An 18,700-nucleotide genomic window follows, 5' to 3' on the forward strand; every position below is an offset into this window, starting at 1 on the left:
GGGCCTCGTTCAATGTGGGAGCGGGCTTGCTCGCGAAAGCGGTGTGTCAGTGAATGATGTGTCGCCTGACACACCGCTTTCGCGAGCAAGCCCGCTCCCACAGGGGGGGAGTTGCTGGATCAAATACTGATACGCGAAAGCTTGATATCCGGTTCCTGAATGACGCTCAGTTGCTCGACGATTGCATCCTGCAAACGGCTGCACAGCAGCGGGTCGGAGAGCGGCTGGTTGTGCGCGTCGGTGATGAAGAATACGTCTTCCACGCGTTCGCCCAGGGTCGCAATCTTGGCGTTCTGCAGCGACAGGTCGAACTCGAGGAAGATCCCGCCGATCCGTGCCAGCAGGCCCGGGCGGTCAGGCGCCGTCAATTCCAGCACCGTCACCGGACGCTGAGCGTCGTTGTGGATCGTTACCTGCGGCGCGAAGGCGAAGTGCTTGAGCTGGCGCGGCACCCGGCGCTGGATGATCGTCGGGTAGTCGTCGGGGTTACGCAGGGCTTCGGTTAGGCCGTCGCGTATCTGTTTGACCCGGGCCGGGTTGTCGCCGATCGAGTCGCCGTCGGTGTCGAGCACGATGTAGGTGTCGAGGGTGAACTGGCTGCTCGACGTGATGACCCGGGCGTCGTGAATGTTCAGGTTGAGCTGGTCCATCGCGGCCACGGTCACGGCGAAGAAGTCGTGCTGGTCCGGGGCGTAGATGAAGATCTGCGTGCCACCTTCGAACTCGCGCTGGGTGGTTTCCTTGATCAGCACCAGTGGACCGCCATCAGCCGGCTGCTGCAGGATCGCGTCACTGTGCCAGGCCACGTCGCCGGCGGTGTGACGCAGGAAATAGTCATCGCCCAACTGCGCCCACAACTGCTCGACGTCGTCCGGGTCAGTGCCGCCGCGCACCAGAATGTCCAGCGCCGCACTCTGGGTCTGGCGGATCTGCTCTTCGCGATCCACCGGGTTTTCCAGGCCACGGCGCAGAGCGCGTTTGGTCTCGGTGTAGAGCTGGCGCAAGAGGCTGGCGCGCCACGAATTCCACAGCGTCGGGTTGGTCGCGTTGATGTCGGCCACGGTCAGCACGTACAGGTAATCCAGCCGGGTCTCGTCGCCGACGGCCTGAGCGAAATCGTGGATCACCTGCGGATCGGACAAGTCCTTGCGCTGGGCGGTGGTCGACATCACCAGGTGGTTCTGCACCAGCCAGACGATCAGGCGGCTGTCCCAGAGGGGCAACTGATGGCGCTGGCAGAACGCTTCGGCATCGACTGCGCCGATGTCCGAATGATCGCCATGCCGGCCCTTGCCAATGTCGTGGTACAGACCGGCCATGTAAATCAGTTCGGGCTTGGGCAGTTTGGCCATGAGCTTGGCGGCCAGCGGGAATTTTTCCGACACCTGGGTGTACTGCAACTTACGCAGGTGTTTGATCAGGTTCAGCGTGTGCGCATCGACTGTATAAATGTGGAACAGGTCGTGCTGCATCTGCCCGACGATGAAACCGAACTCCGGCAGGTAGCGCCCGAGGATGCCGTAGCGGTTCATCCGGCGCAGGTTGCGGTGCACGCCGATCTTGCATTTGAACAGCTCGATGAACAGGCTGGTGTTGCGGATATCGTTGCGGAAGTTGTCGTCGATCAGGTGCCGGTTCTCGCGCAGCAGACGAATGGTGTCGGCGCGTACGCCTTTGATTTCCGGTTGCTGGGCCATCAGCACGAAGATCTCGAGCATGGCGAACGGCGTGCGACGGAACACGTTGTCGTTGCGCGCTTCGATATAGCCGTCGTGCAACTGGAAGCGCGAGTTGATTGGCTGCGGCGGCGCTTCGTCTTCCGGGGCGAGGATGACTTCCTCGAAGTGCTGGATGATCAGGTCGCTGAGCTGGGCGATGCTCATCACCACGCGGAAGTACTGCTGCATGAAGTTTTCGACGGCCTGTTTGGCGTCGTCGCCTTCAAAACCCAGCAGGCCGGCAATGGTTCGTTGATGATCGAACAGCAGGCGGTCCTCGGAGCGACCGGCGAGCATGTGCAGGGCATACCGGACTTTCCAGAGGAACTCCTGGGACGACGCCAACAGGGCGTTTTCGCTCTCGACCAGGAAACCTTCGCCAGCGAGAGCGCGCAGGTTCAGGGTGCCGTACTGACGACGGGCCACCCACAGAATGGTCTGGATATCCCGCAGGCCGCCAGGCGAGCCTTTGACGTTGGGTTCCAGGTTGTATTCGGTGTCGTTGTACTTGTGGTGACGGGCCTTTTGCTCGGCGCGTTTGGCCAGGAAAAACTCCTTGGCCGGCCACATGTGCGCGGTGCTGGTGACATCGAGCATGCGCTGGCGCAGACGCTCGGGGCCGCAGATGGTGCGGCTTTCCATCAGGTTGGTGACCACCGTCAGGTCGGCGCGGGCCTCTTCGGCGCATTCGTCGACCGAGCGTACGCTCTGACCGACTTCCAGGCCGATGTCCCACAGCAGCGTCAGAAAGCGCTCGATGGAATCGCGGAAGACTTCGTGATCGGCGCTGTCCAGCAGGATCAGCAGGTCGATGTCGGAATAGGGGTGCAACTCCCCCCGGCCGTAGCCTCCGACCGCGACCAGCGCGATATCGGCGTCTTCGCTCCAGTTGAACTGCTCCCAGGCCTTTTGCAGGATATTGTCGACGAACCACGCACGGTCTTCGATCAGCCGGCGGATGTCGCGGCCGCTGCGAAAACGCGTGTCGAGGACCTCGCGCGCCTGGCGGATCGCCTTCTTGAACGCCGCGATGGGACTCGCTTTCAGGGCCAGTTCAGCCTGGAACTGACCGCGGTCGAAGAGTTCGGGATCCACCTGCGGCATCGATTGGCTTTCCTTCTATAAGGCTGGGAGCGTTCTTGGGATCAGGCCGAGACGCGCGGGATAGTGTCGTCGGCGCGCAGGGTGAAGATCTCGTAGCCGGTGTCGGTCACCAGCAGGGTGTGTTCCCACTGCGCCGAGAGTTTGCGGTCCTTGGTGATCGCGGTCCAGCCGTCGCCCAGTACCTTGGTGTCGGCCTTGCCCTGGTTGATCATCGGCTCGATGGTGAAGGTCATGCCGGCCTTCAGTTCCATGCCGGTGCCGGCGCGACCGTAATGCAGGATCTGTGGCTCTTCGTGGAACACCTTGCCGATGCCGTGGCCACAGAACTCGCGAACCACCGAGAAACCGTTCTTTTCCGCGTGCTTCTGGATGATTTCACCGATGTCGCCGAGGCGGCAGCCAGGTTTGACGATTTCGATCGCCTTGTACATGCATTCCTGGGTGACCTGCGACAGGCGTTCGGCCCACACCGGCACTTCGCCGACGTGGAACATGCGGCTGGTGTCGCCGTGGTAGCCGTCTTTGATCACGGTGACGTCGATGTTCAGGGTGTCGCCATTCTTCAGCGGCTTGTCATTCGGGATGCCGTGGCAGACCACGTGGTTGATCGAGGTGCAGATCGACTTCGGGTAGCCCTTGTAGTTGAGCGGGGCAGGGATGGCTTGCTGCACGTTGACGATGTAGTCATGGCAGATCTGGTTCAGTTGATCGGTGGTCACGCCCGGTTTGACGTGTTCGGCAATCATTTCCAGCACATCGGCGGCCAGTTTGCCGGCGACACGCATGCCAGCGATGTCCTCGGGGGTTTTGAGGTTGACGGTCATACAGGCTCTCTCTGCGCTCGGCGGCGCTTGCTGATACGGATAGGGTGGCAGGTGTGCGTTTTGCGACCCTGAAAAACCCGATTCTAACAGACGAAAGGCGCAAATCCGCGCCTGCGTGCATCGTCTCTCTCTATACAATGGTGTGCCTGAAGGCGATTCCAAGGGGGCTGCGCCCATGTCCTTGGTGCGATTGCAGATTCCGGGTTCCGTTTCTGCGCACCCTGTGGTATAAAATGCGCCGCTTTCCGGGGATACCCCGAAAAGCTTAAATCCACACACGTGTCGACACGATGACCTGGGTGCTTTTGGCTTTATGCCACTGGTTGGTCATTGGGATACGTGGAGGCCAAACCCGACTTATTAAGGAACTATCATGTCCCAAGTCAACATGCGCGATATGCTGAAGGCCGGTGTGCACTTCGGTCACCAAACCCGTTACTGGAATCCGAAAATGGGTAAATACATTTTCGGCGCGCGTAACAAGATTCACATCATCAACCTTGAAAAAACCCTGCCAATGTTCAACGAAGCTCTGACTTTCGTAGAGCGTCTGGCCCAGGGCAAAAACAAGATTCTGTTCGTCGGCACCAAGCGTTCCGCTGGCAAGATCGTTGCTGAAGAAGCAGCACGTTGCGGTTCGCCGTACGTCGATCACCGCTGGTTGGGCGGCATGCTGACCAACTTCAAAACCATTCGTGCTTCCATCAAGCGTCTGCGTGACCTTGAAGTTCAAGCCGAAGACGGTACTTTCGCCAAGCTGACCAAGAAAGAAGCGCTGATGCGCTCCCGTGACCTGGAAAAGCTGGATCGCTCCCTGGGCGGCATCAAGGACATGGGCGGTCTGCCAGACGCACTGTTCGTGATCGACGTTGACCACGAGCGCATCGCGATCACCGAAGCCAACAAGCTGGGCATCCCGGTTATCGGCGTTGTCGATACCAACAGCAGCCCGGAAGGCGTTGACTACATCATCCCAGGCAACGATGACGCAATCCGCGCTATCCAGCTGTACATGGGTTCGATGGCTGACGCAGTGATCCGTGGTCGCAACAATGTTGCTGGCGGTACTGTTGAATTCGCAGCTGAAGAAACTCAGGCTGCAGCTGAGTAATCGACGCCCTGGCGTTGACTCAGTAAGCAAAAAGGGGGCTTGGCCCCCTTTTTGCCACCTCGAAAACCGTTTGTTGGCGCCCACTTGTGGCCGCGCATCTCCTGCATTTGTAACGTGCAGCAGCTACAAGGTGTTTCGGGAAGAATTGAACGCCCGTTCGATCGGGTGGAATGGTTGAAAACCTATCCAAGAGGAATTTGAAAATGGCAGCAATTACTGCAGCTTTGGTTAAAGAACTGCGCGAGCGTACCGGCGAAGGCATGATGGACTGCAAGAAAGCCTTGGAAAAGGCTGACGGCGACATCGAAAAAGCCATTGATGACATGCGTGCTTCGGGCGCGATCAAGGCTGCGAAAAAGGCTGGCAACGTTGCCGCTGAAGGCGCAATCGCAATCAAGGACGACGGTAAGGCTGCCGTTATCCTGGAAGTGAACTCGCAGACCGACTTCCTGGCTCTGCAAGACGACTTCAAAAACTTTGTTGCTGCCAGCGTAGAAAAAGCCTTCGCTGACAAACTGACCGACGCTGCTCCGCTGATCGCTGCTCAAGAAGCCGCTCGCGAAGCACTGGTTGCCAAAGTAGGCGAGAACGTCAACATCCGTCGTCTGGCCCGTATCGAAGGTGACGTTGTCGGTTCGTACCTGCACGGCAACAAGATCGGTGTGGTTGTGGCTCTGAAAGGCGGTGACGTCGAGCTGGCCAAAGACATCGCGATGCACGTTGCTGCAAGCAACCCTGAGTTCCTGCTGCCTTCGCAAGTTTCGGCTGAAGCGATCGAGCGTGAAAAAGCTGTGTTCCTGCAGCTGAACGAAGAGAAGATCAAAGGCAAGCCAGAAAACATTGTTGAGAACATGGTCAAAGGCCGTATCAGCAAGTTCCTGGCAGAAGCAAGCCTGGTTGAGCAGGCGTTCGTCAAGAACCCTGAAATCAAGGTTGGCGAGCTGGCCAAGAAAGGCGGCGCAGAAATCGTTTCCTTCACCTACTTCAAAGTAGGCGAAGGCATCGAGAAGCCGGTCGACAACTTCGCTGAAGAAGTTGCTGCCCAGCTGGCTGCCGCCAAGCAATAAGACGGTTTTTCAACTGTCGCCCGAAAGAGGCTGCCCGCTCACGCGCGCAGCCTCTTTTCAGATGGGGTTACCAATTTTTAATTGGTTTCCACTGGGAACTGACTTACAAAGCCAGGTTCCGATGGCGCTGAAGCAGCGCCAAGCTAGAGTGAACGGCAGCTGTAAAACAGCTTGCACAGAATTTTTTAAATACGCCGCAGGAGAGATTCGCAATGGCTCAGCAGGGCAGTGGTTATCAGGCTCGCTATAAACGCATTCTACTCAAGCTTAGCGGCGAGGCCCTGATGGGCTCGGAAGAGTTCGGGATCGATCCAAAAGTGCTGGATCGGATGGCGCTGGAAGTTGGCCAACTGGTCGGCATCGGCGTACAGGTCGGTCTGGTGATCGGCGGTGGCAACCTGTTCCGTGGTGAGGCCTTGAGCAAGGCTGGCATGGATCGGGTGACAGGCGACCACATGGGCATGCTGGCCACTGTGATGAACGCCTTGGCCATGCGCGATGCGCTGGAACGTGCCAATATCTCGGCCATCGTGATGTCGGCCATTTCCATGGTTGGCGTGACCGATCACTACGATCGCCGCAAAGCCATGCGCCACCTGAACTCCAAGGACGTGGTGATTTTCGCCGCCGGTACCGGCAATCCGTTCTTTACCACGGATTCGGCAGCCTGCCTGCGTGCCATCGAAATCGATGCCGACGTCGTGCTGAAAGCGACCAAGGTTGATGGCGTCTACACCGCAGACCCGTTCAAAGACCCGCATGCCGAGAAGTTCGATCATCTGACTTATGATGAAGTGCTGGATCGCAAGCTGGGTGTAATGGATCTGACAGCTATTTGCCTGTGCCGCGATCACAAGATGCCGCTGCGCGTATTCAACATGAACAAGCCCGGCGCCCTGCTGAACATTGTGCACGGCGGCGCTGAAGGGACTTTGATCGAGGAAGGCCAACAATGATCAACGAAATCAAGAAAGACGCCCAAGCGCGTATGCAGAAATCCCTGGAATCCCTGAACCACGCGTTCGGCCAGATTCGTACCGGCAAGGCTCACCCGAGCATTCTCGGCAGCGTCATGGTGCCTTACTACGGCACTGACACCCCGCTGAGCAGCGTCGCCAACGTCACCGTGAAAGATTCGCGTACCCTGCAAGTCGTGGCCTTCGAGCGCAACATGCTCGCTGCCGTCGACAAGGCGATCCAGAGCGCCGGTCTGAACCTCAATCCGACCAACCTGGGTGAGTTGCTTTTGATCCCGATGCCTGCCCTCACCGAGGAAACGCGCAAGGGCTTCACCAAGCAGGCCCGTAGCGCAGCGGAAGACGCGCGCGTTGCTGTGCGCAATATTCGTCGTGACGCATTGGGTGAGCTTAAAAAGCTGGTCAAGGACAAGGAAATCAGTGAAGACGAAGAGCGTCGTGCCATCGCTGATATCGATAAGCTGACCAAAGAATCCGAGGCCCAGATCACCAAGGCCACGGACGAGAAAGAAAAAGACCTGATGGCCGTATAAGGGTCGAGCTTTTAATGGACAAGACCAAGCAGTCTGCGCCGTCCGCGGTGCCGCGCCATGTCGCGATCATCATGGATGGCAATAATCGCTGGGCGAAAAAACGCTTTATGCCGGGTGTCGCCGGGCATAAGGCCGGCGTGGATGCTGTGCGGGCAGTGATCGAGGTGTGCGCCGAGGCCAAGGTCGAAGTGCTCACCCTGTTCGCCTTTTCCAGTGAGAACTGGCAGCGCCCGGCCGATGAAGTCAGTGCCTTGATGGATCTGTTCTTCAAGGCACTGCGTCGTGAGGCCAAGCGCCTCAACGACAACAACATCAGCTTGCGCATCATCGGCGATCGCTCGCGCTTTCATCCTGAGCTTCAGGCGGCGATGCGCGAGGCCGAGGCCATGACCGCTGGTGCCAACCGCTTCATCCTGCAGATCGCCGCCAACTACGGCGGTCAGTGGGATATTGCCCAGGCTGCGCAGCGGCTGGCGCGTGAAGTCCAGGCCGGGCATCTGCGTCCGGAAGACATCACCCCGGATCTGCTGCAAACCTGTCTGGCCACCGGTGATCTGCCGTTGCCGGACCTGTGCATCCGCACCGGTGGCGAGCACCGCATCAGCAACTTCCTGCTGTGGCAACTGGCGTATGCCGAGTTGTACTTCTCCGACCTGTTCTGGCCGGACTTCAAACACGAAGCCATGCGCACTGCGCTGGCCGATTTCGCTTCACGCCAGCGTCGCTTCGGTAAAACGAGCGAACAGGTTGAAGCTGGAGCCCGGGTTTAATGCTTAAACAACGAATCATCACTGCGCTGATCCTGCTGCCGATCGCCCTGTGCGGGTTTTTCCTGCTCGAAGGCTCCGGTTTCGCGCTGTTCATCGGTCTGGTCGTAAGTCTGGGCGCCTGGGAATGGGCGCGCCTGGCGGGCTTTACCGCACAGTCGTTCCGTGTCGGCTATGCCGCTGTCGTCGCGCTGATGCTGTTCGTCATGTACGTCCTGCCGGGCCTCGCCCCTTGGGTGTTGGGCGCTTCGGTGTTGTGGTGGGCGGTGGCTACGTATCTCGTGCTGACGTATCCGCGCTCGAGCGTGCACTGGTCCACGGCGGCCACCAAACTGGTGATCGGCTTGCTGATCCTGCTGCCAGCCTGGCAAGGGCTGGTGCAGATCAAACAGTACCCGTTGGGTAACTGGCTGATCATGGCGGTGATGGTATTGGTCTGGGGTGCCGACATCGGTGCCTATTTCTCCGGCCGTGCTTTCGGCAAGCGCAAGCTGGCGCCGCAAGTCAGTCCAGGCAAGAGTTGGGAAGGTGTTTACGGTGGCCTGGCGCTGAGTCTGGTGATCACTGCGATCGTCGGTCTGGTTCGCGACTGGACGGTGGCTGAACTGCTCAAGGGGCTGATCGGCGCTGCGTTGATCGTGTTCATCTCGGTGGTGGGCGACCTCACCGAAAGCATGTTCAAGCGCCAGTCCGGCATCAAGGACAGCAGCAACCTGCTGCCCGGCCATGGCGGCGTGCTTGATCGCATCGACAGCCTGACCGCTGCGATCCCGATTTTCGCTGTATTGCTGTGGATGGCTGCACCGTGAGCCGTCCTCAACAGATCACTGTTCTGGGGGCTACCGGTTCGATTGGCCTGAGCACCCTCGACGTTATCGCTCGGCATCCCGAGCGTTATCAGGTTTTCGCCCTGAGCGGTTTCACGCGCCTGAGCGAGTTGCTCGCCTTGTGCGTTCGCCATGTGCCGCAATTCGCGGTAGTGCCTGAAGTGGCGGCGGCGCGTGGTCTGCAGGACGACTTGCGGGCTGCCGGTCTGTCCACTCGCGTGTTGGTGGGGGAGGAGGGCCTGTGCCAGGTCGCTTCCGCGCCTGAAGTGGATGCCGTGATGGCGGCCATCGTCGGTGCGGCAGGCTTGCGCCCGACGCTGGCGGCGGTGGAAGCTGGCAAGAAAATCCTGCTGGCCAATAAAGAGGCGCTGGTGATGTCCGGCGCGCTGTTCATGCAGGCGGTGCACAAGAGCGGTTCGGTGCTGCTGCCGATCGACAGCGAGCACAACGCGATCTTCCAGTGCATGCCGCAGGATTTCGCCCGTGGGCTGGGCGCCGTCGGTGTAAGAAGGATTCTGCTCACGGCTTCGGGCGGGCCTTTCCGGCAGACGCCGTTGAGCGAGTTGGTGCATGTTTCGCCTGATCAGGCGTGTGCGCACCCGAACTGGTCGATGGGACGCAAGATCTCGGTGGACTCGGCCAGCATGATGAACAAGGGCCTGGAGTTGATCGAGGCTTGCTGGCTGTTCGACGCCAAGCCGTCGCAGGTGGAGGTGGTGATTCATCCGCAGAGTGTGATTCACTCGCTGGTCGACTATGTGGATGGCTCGGTATTGGCGCAGTTGGGCAACCCTGACATGCGCACGCCGATTGCCAACGCACTGGCCTGGCCGGAGCGGATCGACTCGGGTGTGGCGCCGCTGGATCTGTTTGCCATCGCGCGCCTGGATTTCGAGGCGCCGGACGAACAGCGCTTCCCTTGTCTGCGCCTGGCGCGACAGGCGGCGGAGGCCGGCAACAGCGCACCGGCCATGCTCAATGCGGCCAACGAAGTGGCGGTCGCGGCGTTTCTCGACGGGCGCGTGGGTTATCTGGAAATCGCGAGTATCATCGAGGACGTGTTGAATCTCGAGCCTGTGGTTGCACTGGAAGATCTGGACGCGGTGTTTACCGCAGACGCGAAAGCGCGGACTCTGGCCGGGCAGTGGCTGAGTCGTCACGACCGATAGCAGTTGCAGTACCATGGCGTCACGCGGCACTGAACAGGATTGCGGAGAAAGTAGATGAGCGCGCTCTATATGATTGCCGGCACCCTGATCGCTTTGGGTGTGCTGGTCACCTTTCACGAATTCGGCCACTTCTGGGTCGCGCGTCGCTGTGGCGTCAAGGTTCTGCGTTTTTCCGTGGGCTTCGGCATGCCCCTGTTGCGCTGGCACGACAAGCAGGGCACTGAATTTGTCGTCGCCGCGATTCCGCTGGGCGGCTACGTCAAAATGCTCGATGAGCGTGAAGGCGAGGTGCCGGCCGATCAGCTACATCAATCCTTCAATCGCAAATCGGTTCGTCAGCGCATCGCTATTGTCGCGGCGGGACCGATCGCCAACTTCCTGCTGGCCCTGGTGTTTTTCTGGGTGCTGGCCATGCTCGGCAGCGAGCAGATCCGTCCGGTCATCGGTGCCGTCGAGTCCGGCAGCATCGCGGCCAAGGCCGGTTTGAATGCCGGTCAGGAAATCGTCGCCATCGATGGTGAGCCGACGTCCGGTTGGGCCGCCGTCAATTTGCAACTGGTGCGTCGCCTCGGGGAAAGCGGCTTCCTGCAATTGCTCGTGCGCGAGCAGGGTTCTACCGCCGACACGCCGCGTGAGCTGACGCTCGATCAATGGCTCAAAGGTGCTGATGAGCCCGATCCGATTCGCTCGCTGGGTATTCGCCCGTGGCGCCCGGCCTTGCCGCCGGTGCTGGCCGAGCTCGATCCGAAAGGCCCGGCGCAAGCCGCTGGTCTGAAAACCGGTGACCGCCTGCTGGCGCTCGACGGCCAGGCGCTGAATGACTGGCAGCAGGTGGTCGACACTGTTCGTACGCGTCCTGATACCAAAATCATGCTGAAAATCGAGCGCGACGGTGCTCAAATCGAGGTCCCGGTGACCTTGGCAGCTCGCGGCGAAAGCAAGTCGCCAAGCGGTTATCTCGGGGCTGGTGTAAAAGCCGTAGACTGGCCGCCGGAAATGATCCGCGAGGTCAGTTATGGTCCGCTGGCCGCGATTGGCGAGGGTGCCCGGCGTACCTGGACCATGAGCGTGCTGACGCTGGACTCGTTGAAGAAAATGCTGTTTGGCGAGCTCTCGGTAAAAAACTTGAGTGGGCCGATAACCATTGCTAAAGTGGCGGGCGCTTCTGCCCAGTCGGGCGTTGCTGATTTCCTGAATTTCCTTGCTTATCTGAGTATTAGCCTGGGGGTTCTGAATTTGCTGCCCATTCCTGTACTGGATGGGGGGCATTTGTTGTTTTATCTGATTGAGTGGGTGCGTGGTCGCCCCTTGTCGGATCGGGTGCAAGGTTGGGGGGTGCAGATCGGTATCAGTTTAGTGGTCGGAGTGATGTTGCTTGCTCTGGTCAATGATCTGGGTCGACTGTAAAGCTTCGCTGAATTGCGAATCTGCCGCATTTTGCGGCAGTTTGTTTATTGCCAGTTGGAATAAGAAAGGACTTCATGAAACGTCTGCTGCTAACTGCGGTTCTCACCGTATTGATGATCGCCGAAGTTCACGCCGAGTCCTTCACTATCTCTGATATTCGCGTCAATGGCCTCCAGCGGGTCTCCGCGGGTAGCGTCTTTGGTGCCTTGCCGTTGAACGTCGGCGAGCAGGCGGATGATCGTCGCCTGGTGGAATCCACTCGTGCGTTGTTCAAAACCGGTTTCTTTCAAGATATCCAGCTGGGCCGCGAAGGCAACGTTCTGGTGATCACGGTCGTCGAACGTCCGTCGGTCGCCAGTATCGAGATCGAAGGCAACAAGGCGATCTCCACCGAAGACCTGATGAAGGGCCTCAAGCAGTCCGGTCTGTCCGAAGGTGAAATCTTCCAGCGCGCCACCCTCGAAGGTGTCCGTAACGAGCTGCAACGTCAGTACGTTGCCCAAGGCCGTTACTCGGCGACCGTCGACACCGAAGTGGTCTCGCAGCCGCGCAACCGCGTCGCGCTGAAAGTGAAGATCAACGAAGGCACCGTGGCGGCCATCCAGCACATCAACGTGGTGGGCAACACGGTCTTCCCTGATGACGATCTGATCGACCTGTTCGAGCTGAAAACCACCAACTGGCTGTCGTTCTTCAAGAACGACGACAAGTACGCCCGTGAAAAACTCTCCGGTGACCTGGAGCGCCTGCGTTCCTACTACCTGGACCGTGGCTACATCAACATGGATATCGCTTCGACCCAGGTGTCCATCACCCCGGACAAGAAGCACGTCTACATCACCGTCAACATCACCGAAGGCGAGAAGTACACCGTTCGTGACGTCAAGCTCAGCGGTGACCTGAAAGTGCCTGAAGACCAGGTCAAGTCGCTGTTGCTGGTGCAGAAAGGCCAGGTGTTCTCGCGCAAGCTGATGACCACCACCTCCGAACTGATCACCCGCCGTCTGGGTAACGAGGGTTACACCTTCGCCAACGTCAACGGCGTACCTCAGCCGCATGACGACGATCACACTGTGGATATCCTGTTCGCCGTTGATCCGGGCAAGCGTGCCTACGTCAACCGCATCAACTTCCGTGGCAACACCAAGTCCGAGGACGAAGTGCTGCGTCGTGAAATGCGTCAGATGGAAGGTGGCTGGGCTTCGACCTACCTGATCGACCAGTCCAAGACCCGTCTTGAACGTCTGGGCTTCTTCAAGGAAGTGAACGTTGAAACGCCGGCTGTACCGGGTGTCGACGACCAGGTTGACGTGAACTACGCCGTTGAAGAACAGGCTTCCGGTTCGATCACTGCCAGTGTCGGTTTCGCTCAGAGCGCCGGTCTGATCCTCGGTGGTTCGATCACCCAGAACAACTTCCTCGGTACCGGTAACCGTGTAAGCGTGGGCCTGACCCGCAGCGAATACCAGAGCCGCTACAACTTCGGCTACGTTGACCCGTACTGGACCGCCGATGGCGTGAGCCTGGGCTACAACGCGTTCTATCGCACCACCGACTACAAAGACCTCGACGTCGACGTAGCGAGCTATGCGGTAGACAGCCTGGGTGCCGGCGTAAACGTTGGCTACCCGATCAGCGAGACTTCGCGTCTGACCTTCGGTCTGTCCGCTCAGCAGGACAAGATCAAGACCGGTCAATACACCGTTGACGAGATTTTCGACTTCGTTAACAAGGAAGGCGACAACTATCTGAACTTCAAGGCTTCGGCCGGCTGGTCCGAGTCGACCCTGAACAAGGGTGTACTGCCTACCCGTGGCCGTTCGCAGAGCCTGACGCTGGAAACCACGATCCCGGGCAGCGACCTGTCGTTCTACAAGCTCGACTACCGTGGTCAGTTGTTCCAGCCGATCACCGAAAACTACACCCTGCGCCTGCACACCGAACTGGGTTATGGCGACGGTTATGGTTCGACCGACGGCTTGCCGTTCTATGAAAACTACTATGCTGGTGGCTTCAACTCGGTTCGAGGCTTCAAGGACAGTACGCTGGGTCCTCGCAGTACCCCGAGTCGTGGCACTAACCCGGGCACCTCGGTCGACCCGGATCAGGATCCGCTGCCGTTCGGTGGCAACGTATTGATCCAGGGCGGTGTCGAGGTTCTGTTCCCGCTGCCGTTCGTCAAGGATCAGCGCTCCCTCCGTACCTCGGTATTCTGGGATGTGGGTAACGTTTTCGATTCGCAATGCAAGGACACCACCAACGCGAATGGCTCTTCGTCGAACACCAAGTGCAACGACATCAGTCTGAGCAACATGGCCAGCTCCGTCGGTGTCGGCGTGACCTGGGTCACCGCACTGGGCCCGCTGAGCTTTGCACTGGCGATGCCGATCAAGAAACCGGATGAAGCTGAAACTCAAGTGTTCCAATTCTCCCTCGGCCAGACGTTCTAAGCGTCTGACCCAAGATAACGACAATGGATTTTGTAGGAGTGCATCGTGCGTAAGTTGACTCAATTGGTTCTCCTGGCCTCCGTACTGGTGGCAGGCCCGGCGTTCGCCGACATGAAAATCGCCGTTCTGAACTATCAGATGGCACTGCTGGAATCCGACGCAGCCAAGAAATACGCCGTGGATGCCGAGAAGAAGTTCGGTCCGCAACTGACCAAGCTCAAGACGCTGGAAAGCAGCGCCAAGGGCATTCAGGATCGCCTGATGGCCGGCGGCGACAAGATGCAGCAGGGCGAGCGTGAGCGTCTGGAGCTTGAATTCAAGCAAAAGGCCCGTGACTTCCAGTTCCAGTCCAAGGAGCTGAACGAAGCCAAGGCAGTTGCCGACCGCGAAATGCTCAAGCAACTGAAGCCGAAACTGGATAGCGCAGTGGAAGAAGTCATCAAGAAAGGTGGTTTTGACCTGGTGTTCGAGCGTGGCGCAGTGATCGATGTCAAACCTCAGTACGACATCACGCGCCAGGTTATCGAGCGCATGAATCAGCTGAAGTAACCCATGACCGTGACTATCAAGCTCGGCCAGTTGGCCGAGTTCCTCGGCGCCACCCTGCGTGGCGACCCCGAGAAGCAAATTACTGGGCTAGCCACCTTGCAGGAGGCTGGCCCAGCTCAGTTGAGCTTTCTGGCAAATCCTCAATATCGTAAATACCTGGCAAGTTCCCAGGCGGCTGCGCTATTGCTCAAGGAAGCCGATGCCGAGGGTTTTGCCGGCAACGCATTGGTGGTGCCGGATCCTTATCTGGCATACGCCCGCATCTCGCACCTGTTCGATCCCAAGCCAAAAGCCGCAGCGGGTGTTCATCCCACAGCGGTGATTGCGCCGGACGCGGTGGTTGATCCAAGCGCCAGCATTGGCCCGTTCGTGGTGATCGAGGCCGGTGTGCGCATCGGTGCACAGGTTACCCTGGGCGCCCATTGCGTCATCGGTGCCCGCAGTGAAATCGGCGAGGGCGGCTGGCTCGCTCCGCGAGTGACGCTGTATCACGACGTGCGCATCGGCAAGCGTGTAGTGATCCAGTCCGGTGCCGTGCTCGGCGGTGAAGGTTTCGGTTTTGCCAACGAGAAAGGTGTCTGGCAGAAGATCGCCCAGATCGGCGGCGTGACCATCGGCGACGATGTCGAGATCGGCGTGAACACCGCTATCGACCGTGGCGCGCTGGCAGATACCGTGATCGGCAACGGCGTGAAACTCGACAACCAGATCCAGATCGCGCACAACGTCCAGGTCGGTGATCACACTGCGATGGCGGCCTGTGTCGGTATCTCCGGCAGCACCAAGATCGGCAAGCATTGCATGCTCGCCGGTGGTGTCGGCCTGGTGGGGCACATCGATATTTGCGACAACGTTTTTCTGACCGGGATGACCATGGTGACCCACTCGATTACCGAGCCAGGTGCCTATTCTTCCGGCACAGCCATGCAACCGGCGGCCGAATGGCGCAAAAGCGCGGCCCGCATCCGTCAGCTCGATGACCTCGCGCGACGTTTGAAGCAGCTGGAAAAGCGCGTCGGGGAAGTGACCCCCGGCAGCAATGCTTCATCTGATGGCTGATACCATTTCCATATCAAGTGTGCACAGCCTCTAGACTGCCTCCTTGATTTGCTAGAGGAGTGCGCGTCAGTCGCGCTCCCAATCTTTACATAGGCTTCCCCCCGAAATGATGGACATCAACGAGATTCGCGAATACCTGCCTCACCGTTACCCGTTCCTGCTGGTGGACCGGGTGGTGGAACTGGACACTGAAGGCAAGCGCATTCGCGCCTACAAGAATGTCAGCATCAATGAGCCATTCTTCAACGGCCACTTCCCGGCGCACCCGATCATGCCGGGTGTACTGATCATCGAAGCGATGGCCCAGGCTGCCGGGATCCTCGGTTTCAAAATGCTCGACGTGAAACCGGCCGACGGCACCCTTTACTACTTCGTCGGTTCCGACAAGCTGCGTTTCCGTCAGCCGGTTCTGCCGGGTGACCAACTGATTCTTGAAGCAAAGTTCATCAGTTGCAAGCGCCAGATCTGGAAGTTCGAATGCCAGGCTTCGGTCGACGGCAAGCCGGTTTGCTCGGCTGAAATCATCTGTGCGGAACGCAAGCTATGAGTTTGATTGACCCTCGCGCAATCATCGATCCGTCGGCCGTTCTGGCTGACGGCGTCGAGGTCGGCCCGTGGTCGATCGTCGGCGCAGGTGTGGAAATCGGCGAGGGTACCGTGATCGGGCCGCACGTGGTCCTCAAAGGCCCGACCCGCATTGGCAAGCACAACCGCATCTACCAGTTTTCCTCGGTAGGTGAGGACACCCCTGACCTCAAGTACAAGGGTGAGGAAACCCGTCTGGTGATCGGTGATCACAACGTCATTCGCGAAGGCGTGACAATCCACCGTGGCACCGTGCAGGACCGTTCGGAAACCACGCTGGGCGATCACAACCTGATCATGGCCTACGCCCACATCGGGCATGACAGCGTCATCGGCAACCACTGCATTCTGGTCAACAACACCGCGTTGGCCGGGCATGTGCACGTTGACGATTGGGCGATCCTGTCCGGGTTCACCCTGGTGCACCAGTATTGCCACATTGGCGCCCACAGCTTTTCCGGCATGGGCACCGCCATCGGCAAGGACGTTCCGGCGTTCGTCACCGTATTCGGCAACCCGGCCGAAGCGCGCAGCATGAACTTCGAAGGCATGCGCCGCCGTGGCTTCAGCGAAGACGCGATTCACGCGCTGCGCCGCGCCTATAAAACCGTGTACCGCCAGGGCCTGACCGTGGAACAGGCGCTGGCCGAACTGGCCGAGCCTGCTGCGCAGTTCCCGGAAGTCGCGCTGTTCCGTGACTCGATCCAGTCGTCGACTCGCGGCATCACCCGCTGATCATGGCTAATCTGCGTATTGCGCTGGTGGCGGGCGAAGCTTCCGGTGACATTCTGGGCGCCGGTCTCATGCGCGCGGTCAAGGCGCAACATCCGGCAGTCGAGTTCATCGGCGTTGGTGGCCCGTTGATGCAGGCCGAAGGCCTGACATCTTATTTCCCCATGGAGCGTCTGTCGGTCATGGGGCTGGTGGAAGTCCTCGGGCGGCTGCGCGAGTTGCTCAAGCGCCGCAAGGAGCTGATCGCCACGTTGATTGCCGAGAAGCCGGACGTGTTCATCGGTATCGACGCTCCCGATTTCAACCTCAACATCGAACTCAAGCTGCGTCAGGCCGGGATCAAGACCGTGCACTACGTCAGCCCGTCGGTGTGGGCTTGGCGCCAGAAGCGTGTGCTGAAGATTCGCGAAGGCTGCGACCTGATGCTCACCCTGTTGCCGTTCGAAGCAAAATTCTACGAAGAGAAAGGCGTGCCAGTGCGGTTTGTCGGTCATACGCTGGCCGATACCATTCCGCTGCAGGCCGATCGCGCCGCAGCGCGTGCCGAGCTGGGCTTGCCCGACGGGCCGCTGGTGGCGTTGATGCCCGGCAGTCGCGGTGGCGAAGTCGGCCGTCTCGGTGCGCTGTTCCTTGATACGGCCGAACGTCTACGGGCCATGCACCCGGGGCTGCGCTTTGTGATTCCGTGCGCCAATGCCGAGCGTCGCGCTCAGCTCGAAGAGTTGCTGGTTGGCCGCGACTTGCCGGTAACCCTGCTCGACGGCAAGTCGCATCTGGCCCTGGCGGCGTGTAACGCGGTGCTGATCGCCTCCGGCACGGCGACGCTTGAAGCGTTGCTGTACAAGCGGCCAATGGTCGTCGCGTATCGCCTGGCGCCGCTGACGTTCTGGATTCTCAAGCGCATGGTCAAGAGCCCGTACGTGTCCTTGCCCAACCTGTTGGCTCAGCGTCTGCTGGTGCCAGAATTGTTGCAGGATGATGCGACGGTCGAGGCCTTGGCCCAGACCCTGTCGCCACTGATCGAAGGCGGCGAAGAGCAGACCCGTGGCTTCGACGAGATCCACCGCACCTTGCGCCTGGATGCTTCCAATCAGGCGGCGGATGCCGTCCTCAACCTGATCGGTCAGAAACAATGAGCAAGACGATGCAGATGGGTCTGGATTTTACCCTGGTCGCCGAAGTCGAAGAGCTGGTGGCCGGTGTCGACGAGGTCGGTCGCGGCCCGCTGTGCGGCGCCGTGGTGACGGCGGCGGTGATCCTCGATCCGAACCGGCCGATCCTCGGCCTCAACGACTCGAAGAAACTCACCGAAGCCAAGCGCGAGAAGCTCTACGACGAGATCATCGAGAAAGCCCTGAGCTGGTGCATCGCTCGCGCTGAAGTCGAAGAAATCGACGAGCTGAATATCCTGCACGCGACCATGCTCGCCATGCAGCGCGCGGTGGCCGGGCTGCATATTCAGCCGAAACTGGCGATGATCGACGGCAACCGCTGCCCGAAACTGCCGATGCGCGCCGAAGCGGTGGTGCAGGGTGACGGCAAGGTGCCGGCCATCGCGGCCGCGTCGATTCTGGCCAAGGTCAGCCGCGACCGTGAAATGGCGGCGTTCGAATTGATCTACCCGGGGTACGGCATCGGCGGTCATAAAGGCTACCCGACGCCCGTTCATCTGGAAGCGTTGGCACGGCTGGGACCGACGCCGATTCACCGGCGCTCATTTGCCCCGGTGCGTCAGGCTTACGAGGCGCTCGAGGGCCTGACGCAGGTTTAGGCGCAAGGCTGATGTTTTGTTCGAGGCCCGGTACAATCCGGGCCTTGTTG

Annotated in this window: 17 protein-coding genes; 15 read left to right on the forward strand and 2 right to left on the reverse strand. The window is 59.6% G+C overall.

Annotated features, from left to right (window positions below):
• Window positions 1-119: 119 nt before the first annotated feature.
• Window positions 120-2,822, reverse strand: coding sequence for a [protein-PII] uridylyltransferase (locus tag AC1RBR_RS05780; RefSeq protein WP_115986319.1), 2,703 nt, complete (start codon window positions 2,820-2,822; stop codon window positions 120-122).
• A 41-nt stretch (window positions 2,823-2,863) separates the two neighbouring features.
• Entirely contained in the window at window positions 2,864-3,646 is a 783-nt protein-coding gene (gene map / locus AC1RBR_RS05785) for a type I methionyl aminopeptidase (protein ID WP_007964271.1), read from the reverse strand.
• Window positions 3,647-4,019: 373 nt separating this feature from the next.
• Here map and rpsB point away from each other — a divergent pair, with 373 nt between their 5' ends.
• The 15 genes from rpsB to rnhB all read left to right on the forward strand — a co-directional run bounded on the left by rpsB (window position 4,020) and on the right by rnhB (window position 18,650).
• Window positions 4,020-4,757, forward strand: coding sequence for a 30S ribosomal protein S2 (gene rpsB / locus AC1RBR_RS05790; RefSeq protein ID WP_003222119.1), 738 nt, complete (start codon window positions 4,020-4,022; stop codon window positions 4,755-4,757).
• Between the two features lie 203 nt (window positions 4,758-4,960).
• Window positions 4,961-5,824 carry a translation elongation factor Ts gene (gene tsf / locus AC1RBR_RS05795; RefSeq protein WP_095138352.1) on the forward strand — a complete coding sequence of 288 codons (864 nt, stop codon included), beginning with the start codon at window positions 4,961-4,963 and terminating at the stop codon, window positions 5,822-5,824.
• Window positions 5,825-6,036: 212 nt separating this feature from the next.
• A complete protein-coding gene (gene pyrH / locus AC1RBR_RS05800; RefSeq protein ID WP_003222124.1) occupies window positions 6,037-6,780 on the forward strand; it encodes a UMP kinase in 744 nt (247 codons plus the stop codon).
• Window positions 6,777-7,334, forward strand: coding sequence for a ribosome recycling factor (gene frr, locus AC1RBR_RS05805; RefSeq protein WP_047291868.1), 558 nt, complete (start codon window positions 6,777-6,779; stop codon window positions 7,332-7,334). Before pyrH ends, frr begins: the two co-directional genes overlap by 4 nt.
• A gap of 14 nt (window positions 7,335-7,348) precedes the next feature.
• On the forward strand, window positions 7,349-8,104 hold the full coding sequence (gene uppS / locus AC1RBR_RS05810) for a polyprenyl diphosphate synthase (protein WP_003222128.1): 756 nt from the start codon (window positions 7,349-7,351) through the stop codon (window positions 8,102-8,104).
• Window positions 8,104-8,910 carry a phosphatidate cytidylyltransferase gene (locus tag AC1RBR_RS05815; RefSeq protein WP_095138353.1) on the forward strand — a complete coding sequence of 269 codons (807 nt, stop codon included), beginning with the start codon at window positions 8,104-8,106 and terminating at the stop codon, window positions 8,908-8,910. The genes uppS and AC1RBR_RS05815 overlap by 1 nt, the downstream gene beginning before the upstream one ends.
• On the forward strand, window positions 8,907-10,097 hold the full coding sequence (gene ispC, locus AC1RBR_RS05820) for a 1-deoxy-D-xylulose-5-phosphate reductoisomerase (protein WP_095138354.1): 1,191 nt from the start codon (window positions 8,907-8,909) through the stop codon (window positions 10,095-10,097). The genes AC1RBR_RS05815 and ispC overlap by 4 nt, the downstream gene beginning before the upstream one ends.
• 54 nt (window positions 10,098-10,151) lie before the next feature.
• Window positions 10,152-11,504, forward strand: a complete 1,353-nt coding sequence (gene rseP, locus AC1RBR_RS05825; protein WP_492563407.1) for a sigma E protease regulator RseP — start codon at window positions 10,152-10,154, stop codon at window positions 11,502-11,504.
• Window positions 11,505-11,578: 74 nt separating this feature from the next.
• On the forward strand, window positions 11,579-13,954 hold the full coding sequence (gene bamA, locus AC1RBR_RS05830) for an outer membrane protein assembly factor BamA (RefSeq protein WP_115986317.1): 2,376 nt from the start codon (window positions 11,579-11,581) through the stop codon (window positions 13,952-13,954).
• Between the two features lie 45 nt (window positions 13,955-13,999).
• Window positions 14,000-14,503: an OmpH/Skp family outer membrane protein gene (locus AC1RBR_RS05835; protein ID WP_003222140.1), complete on the forward strand. Its 504-nt coding sequence runs from the start codon at window positions 14,000-14,002 to the stop codon at window positions 14,501-14,503.
• A 3-nt stretch (window positions 14,504-14,506) separates the two neighbouring features.
• The gene (lpxD, locus tag AC1RBR_RS05840) at window positions 14,507-15,562 is read left to right on the forward strand and encodes a UDP-3-O-(3-hydroxymyristoyl)glucosamine N-acyltransferase (RefSeq protein WP_166496604.1); all 1,056 of its coding nucleotides are present in this window, start codon (window positions 14,507-14,509) and stop codon (window positions 15,560-15,562) included.
• A 106-nt stretch (window positions 15,563-15,668) separates the two neighbouring features.
• Window positions 15,669-16,109 (forward strand): 3-hydroxyacyl-ACP dehydratase FabZ, encoded by a 441-nt coding sequence (gene fabZ, locus AC1RBR_RS05845; protein ID WP_003222142.1) that lies wholly within the window; start codon window positions 15,669-15,671, stop codon window positions 16,107-16,109.
• Window positions 16,106-16,882, forward strand: a complete 777-nt coding sequence (gene lpxA, locus AC1RBR_RS05850) for an acyl-ACP--UDP-N-acetylglucosamine O-acyltransferase (protein ID WP_007964278.1) — start codon at window positions 16,106-16,108, stop codon at window positions 16,880-16,882. Before fabZ ends, lpxA begins: the two co-directional genes overlap by 4 nt.
• Window positions 16,883-16,884: 2 nt before the next feature.
• Window positions 16,885-18,015: a lipid-A-disaccharide synthase gene (gene lpxB / locus AC1RBR_RS05855; protein WP_443534707.1), complete on the forward strand. Its 1,131-nt coding sequence runs from the start codon at window positions 16,885-16,887 to the stop codon at window positions 18,013-18,015.
• An 8-nt stretch (window positions 18,016-18,023) separates the two neighbouring features.
• Window positions 18,024-18,650 carry a ribonuclease HII gene (gene rnhB, locus AC1RBR_RS05860; protein ID WP_095138360.1) on the forward strand — a complete coding sequence of 209 codons (627 nt, stop codon included), beginning with the start codon at window positions 18,024-18,026 and terminating at the stop codon, window positions 18,648-18,650.
• Window positions 18,651-18,700: the final 50 nt, after the last annotated feature.

The organism is Pseudomonas sp. GW823-FHT01D03 (assembly GCF_058798255.1).

Excerpts from the sequence above, each read along its gene's own strand:
- bamA (WP_115986317.1), top strand. The coding sequence starts at position 11,579 with ATGAAACGTCTGCTGCTAACTGCGGTTCTCACCGTATTGATGATCGCC.
- map (WP_007964271.1), bottom strand. The coding sequence starts at position 3,646 with ATGACCGTCAACCTCAAAACCCCCGAGGACATCGCTGGCATGCGTGTC.
- fabZ (WP_003222142.1), top strand. The coding sequence starts at position 15,669 with ATGATGGACATCAACGAGATTCGCGAATACCTGCCTCACCGTTACCCG.
- lpxB (WP_443534707.1), top strand. The coding sequence starts at position 16,885 with ATGGCTAATCTGCGTATTGCGCTGGTGGCGGGCGAAGCTTCCGGTGAC.
- tsf (WP_095138352.1), top strand. The coding sequence starts at position 4,961 with ATGGCAGCAATTACTGCAGCTTTGGTTAAAGAACTGCGCGAGCGTACC.
- pyrH (WP_003222124.1), top strand. The coding sequence starts at position 6,037 with ATGGCTCAGCAGGGCAGTGGTTATCAGGCTCGCTATAAACGCATTCTA.
- rseP (WP_492563407.1), top strand. The coding sequence starts at position 10,152 with ATGAGCGCGCTCTATATGATTGCCGGCACCCTGATCGCTTTGGGTGTG.
- AC1RBR_RS05815 (WP_095138353.1), top strand. The coding sequence starts at position 8,104 with ATGCTTAAACAACGAATCATCACTGCGCTGATCCTGCTGCCGATCGCC.
- rpsB (WP_003222119.1), top strand. The coding sequence starts at position 4,020 with ATGTCCCAAGTCAACATGCGCGATATGCTGAAGGCCGGTGTGCACTTC.
- AC1RBR_RS05780 (WP_115986319.1), bottom strand. The coding sequence starts at position 2,822 with ATGCCGCAGGTGGATCCCGAACTCTTCGACCGCGGTCAGTTCCAGGCT.
- uppS (WP_003222128.1), top strand. The coding sequence starts at position 7,349 with ATGGACAAGACCAAGCAGTCTGCGCCGTCCGCGGTGCCGCGCCATGTC.
- lpxD (WP_166496604.1), top strand. The coding sequence starts at position 14,507 with ATGACCGTGACTATCAAGCTCGGCCAGTTGGCCGAGTTCCTCGGCGCC.
- rnhB (WP_095138360.1), top strand. The coding sequence starts at position 18,024 with ATGCAGATGGGTCTGGATTTTACCCTGGTCGCCGAAGTCGAAGAGCTG.
- frr (WP_047291868.1), top strand. The coding sequence starts at position 6,777 with ATGATCAACGAAATCAAGAAAGACGCCCAAGCGCGTATGCAGAAATCC.
- lpxA (WP_007964278.1), top strand. The coding sequence starts at position 16,106 with ATGAGTTTGATTGACCCTCGCGCAATCATCGATCCGTCGGCCGTTCTG.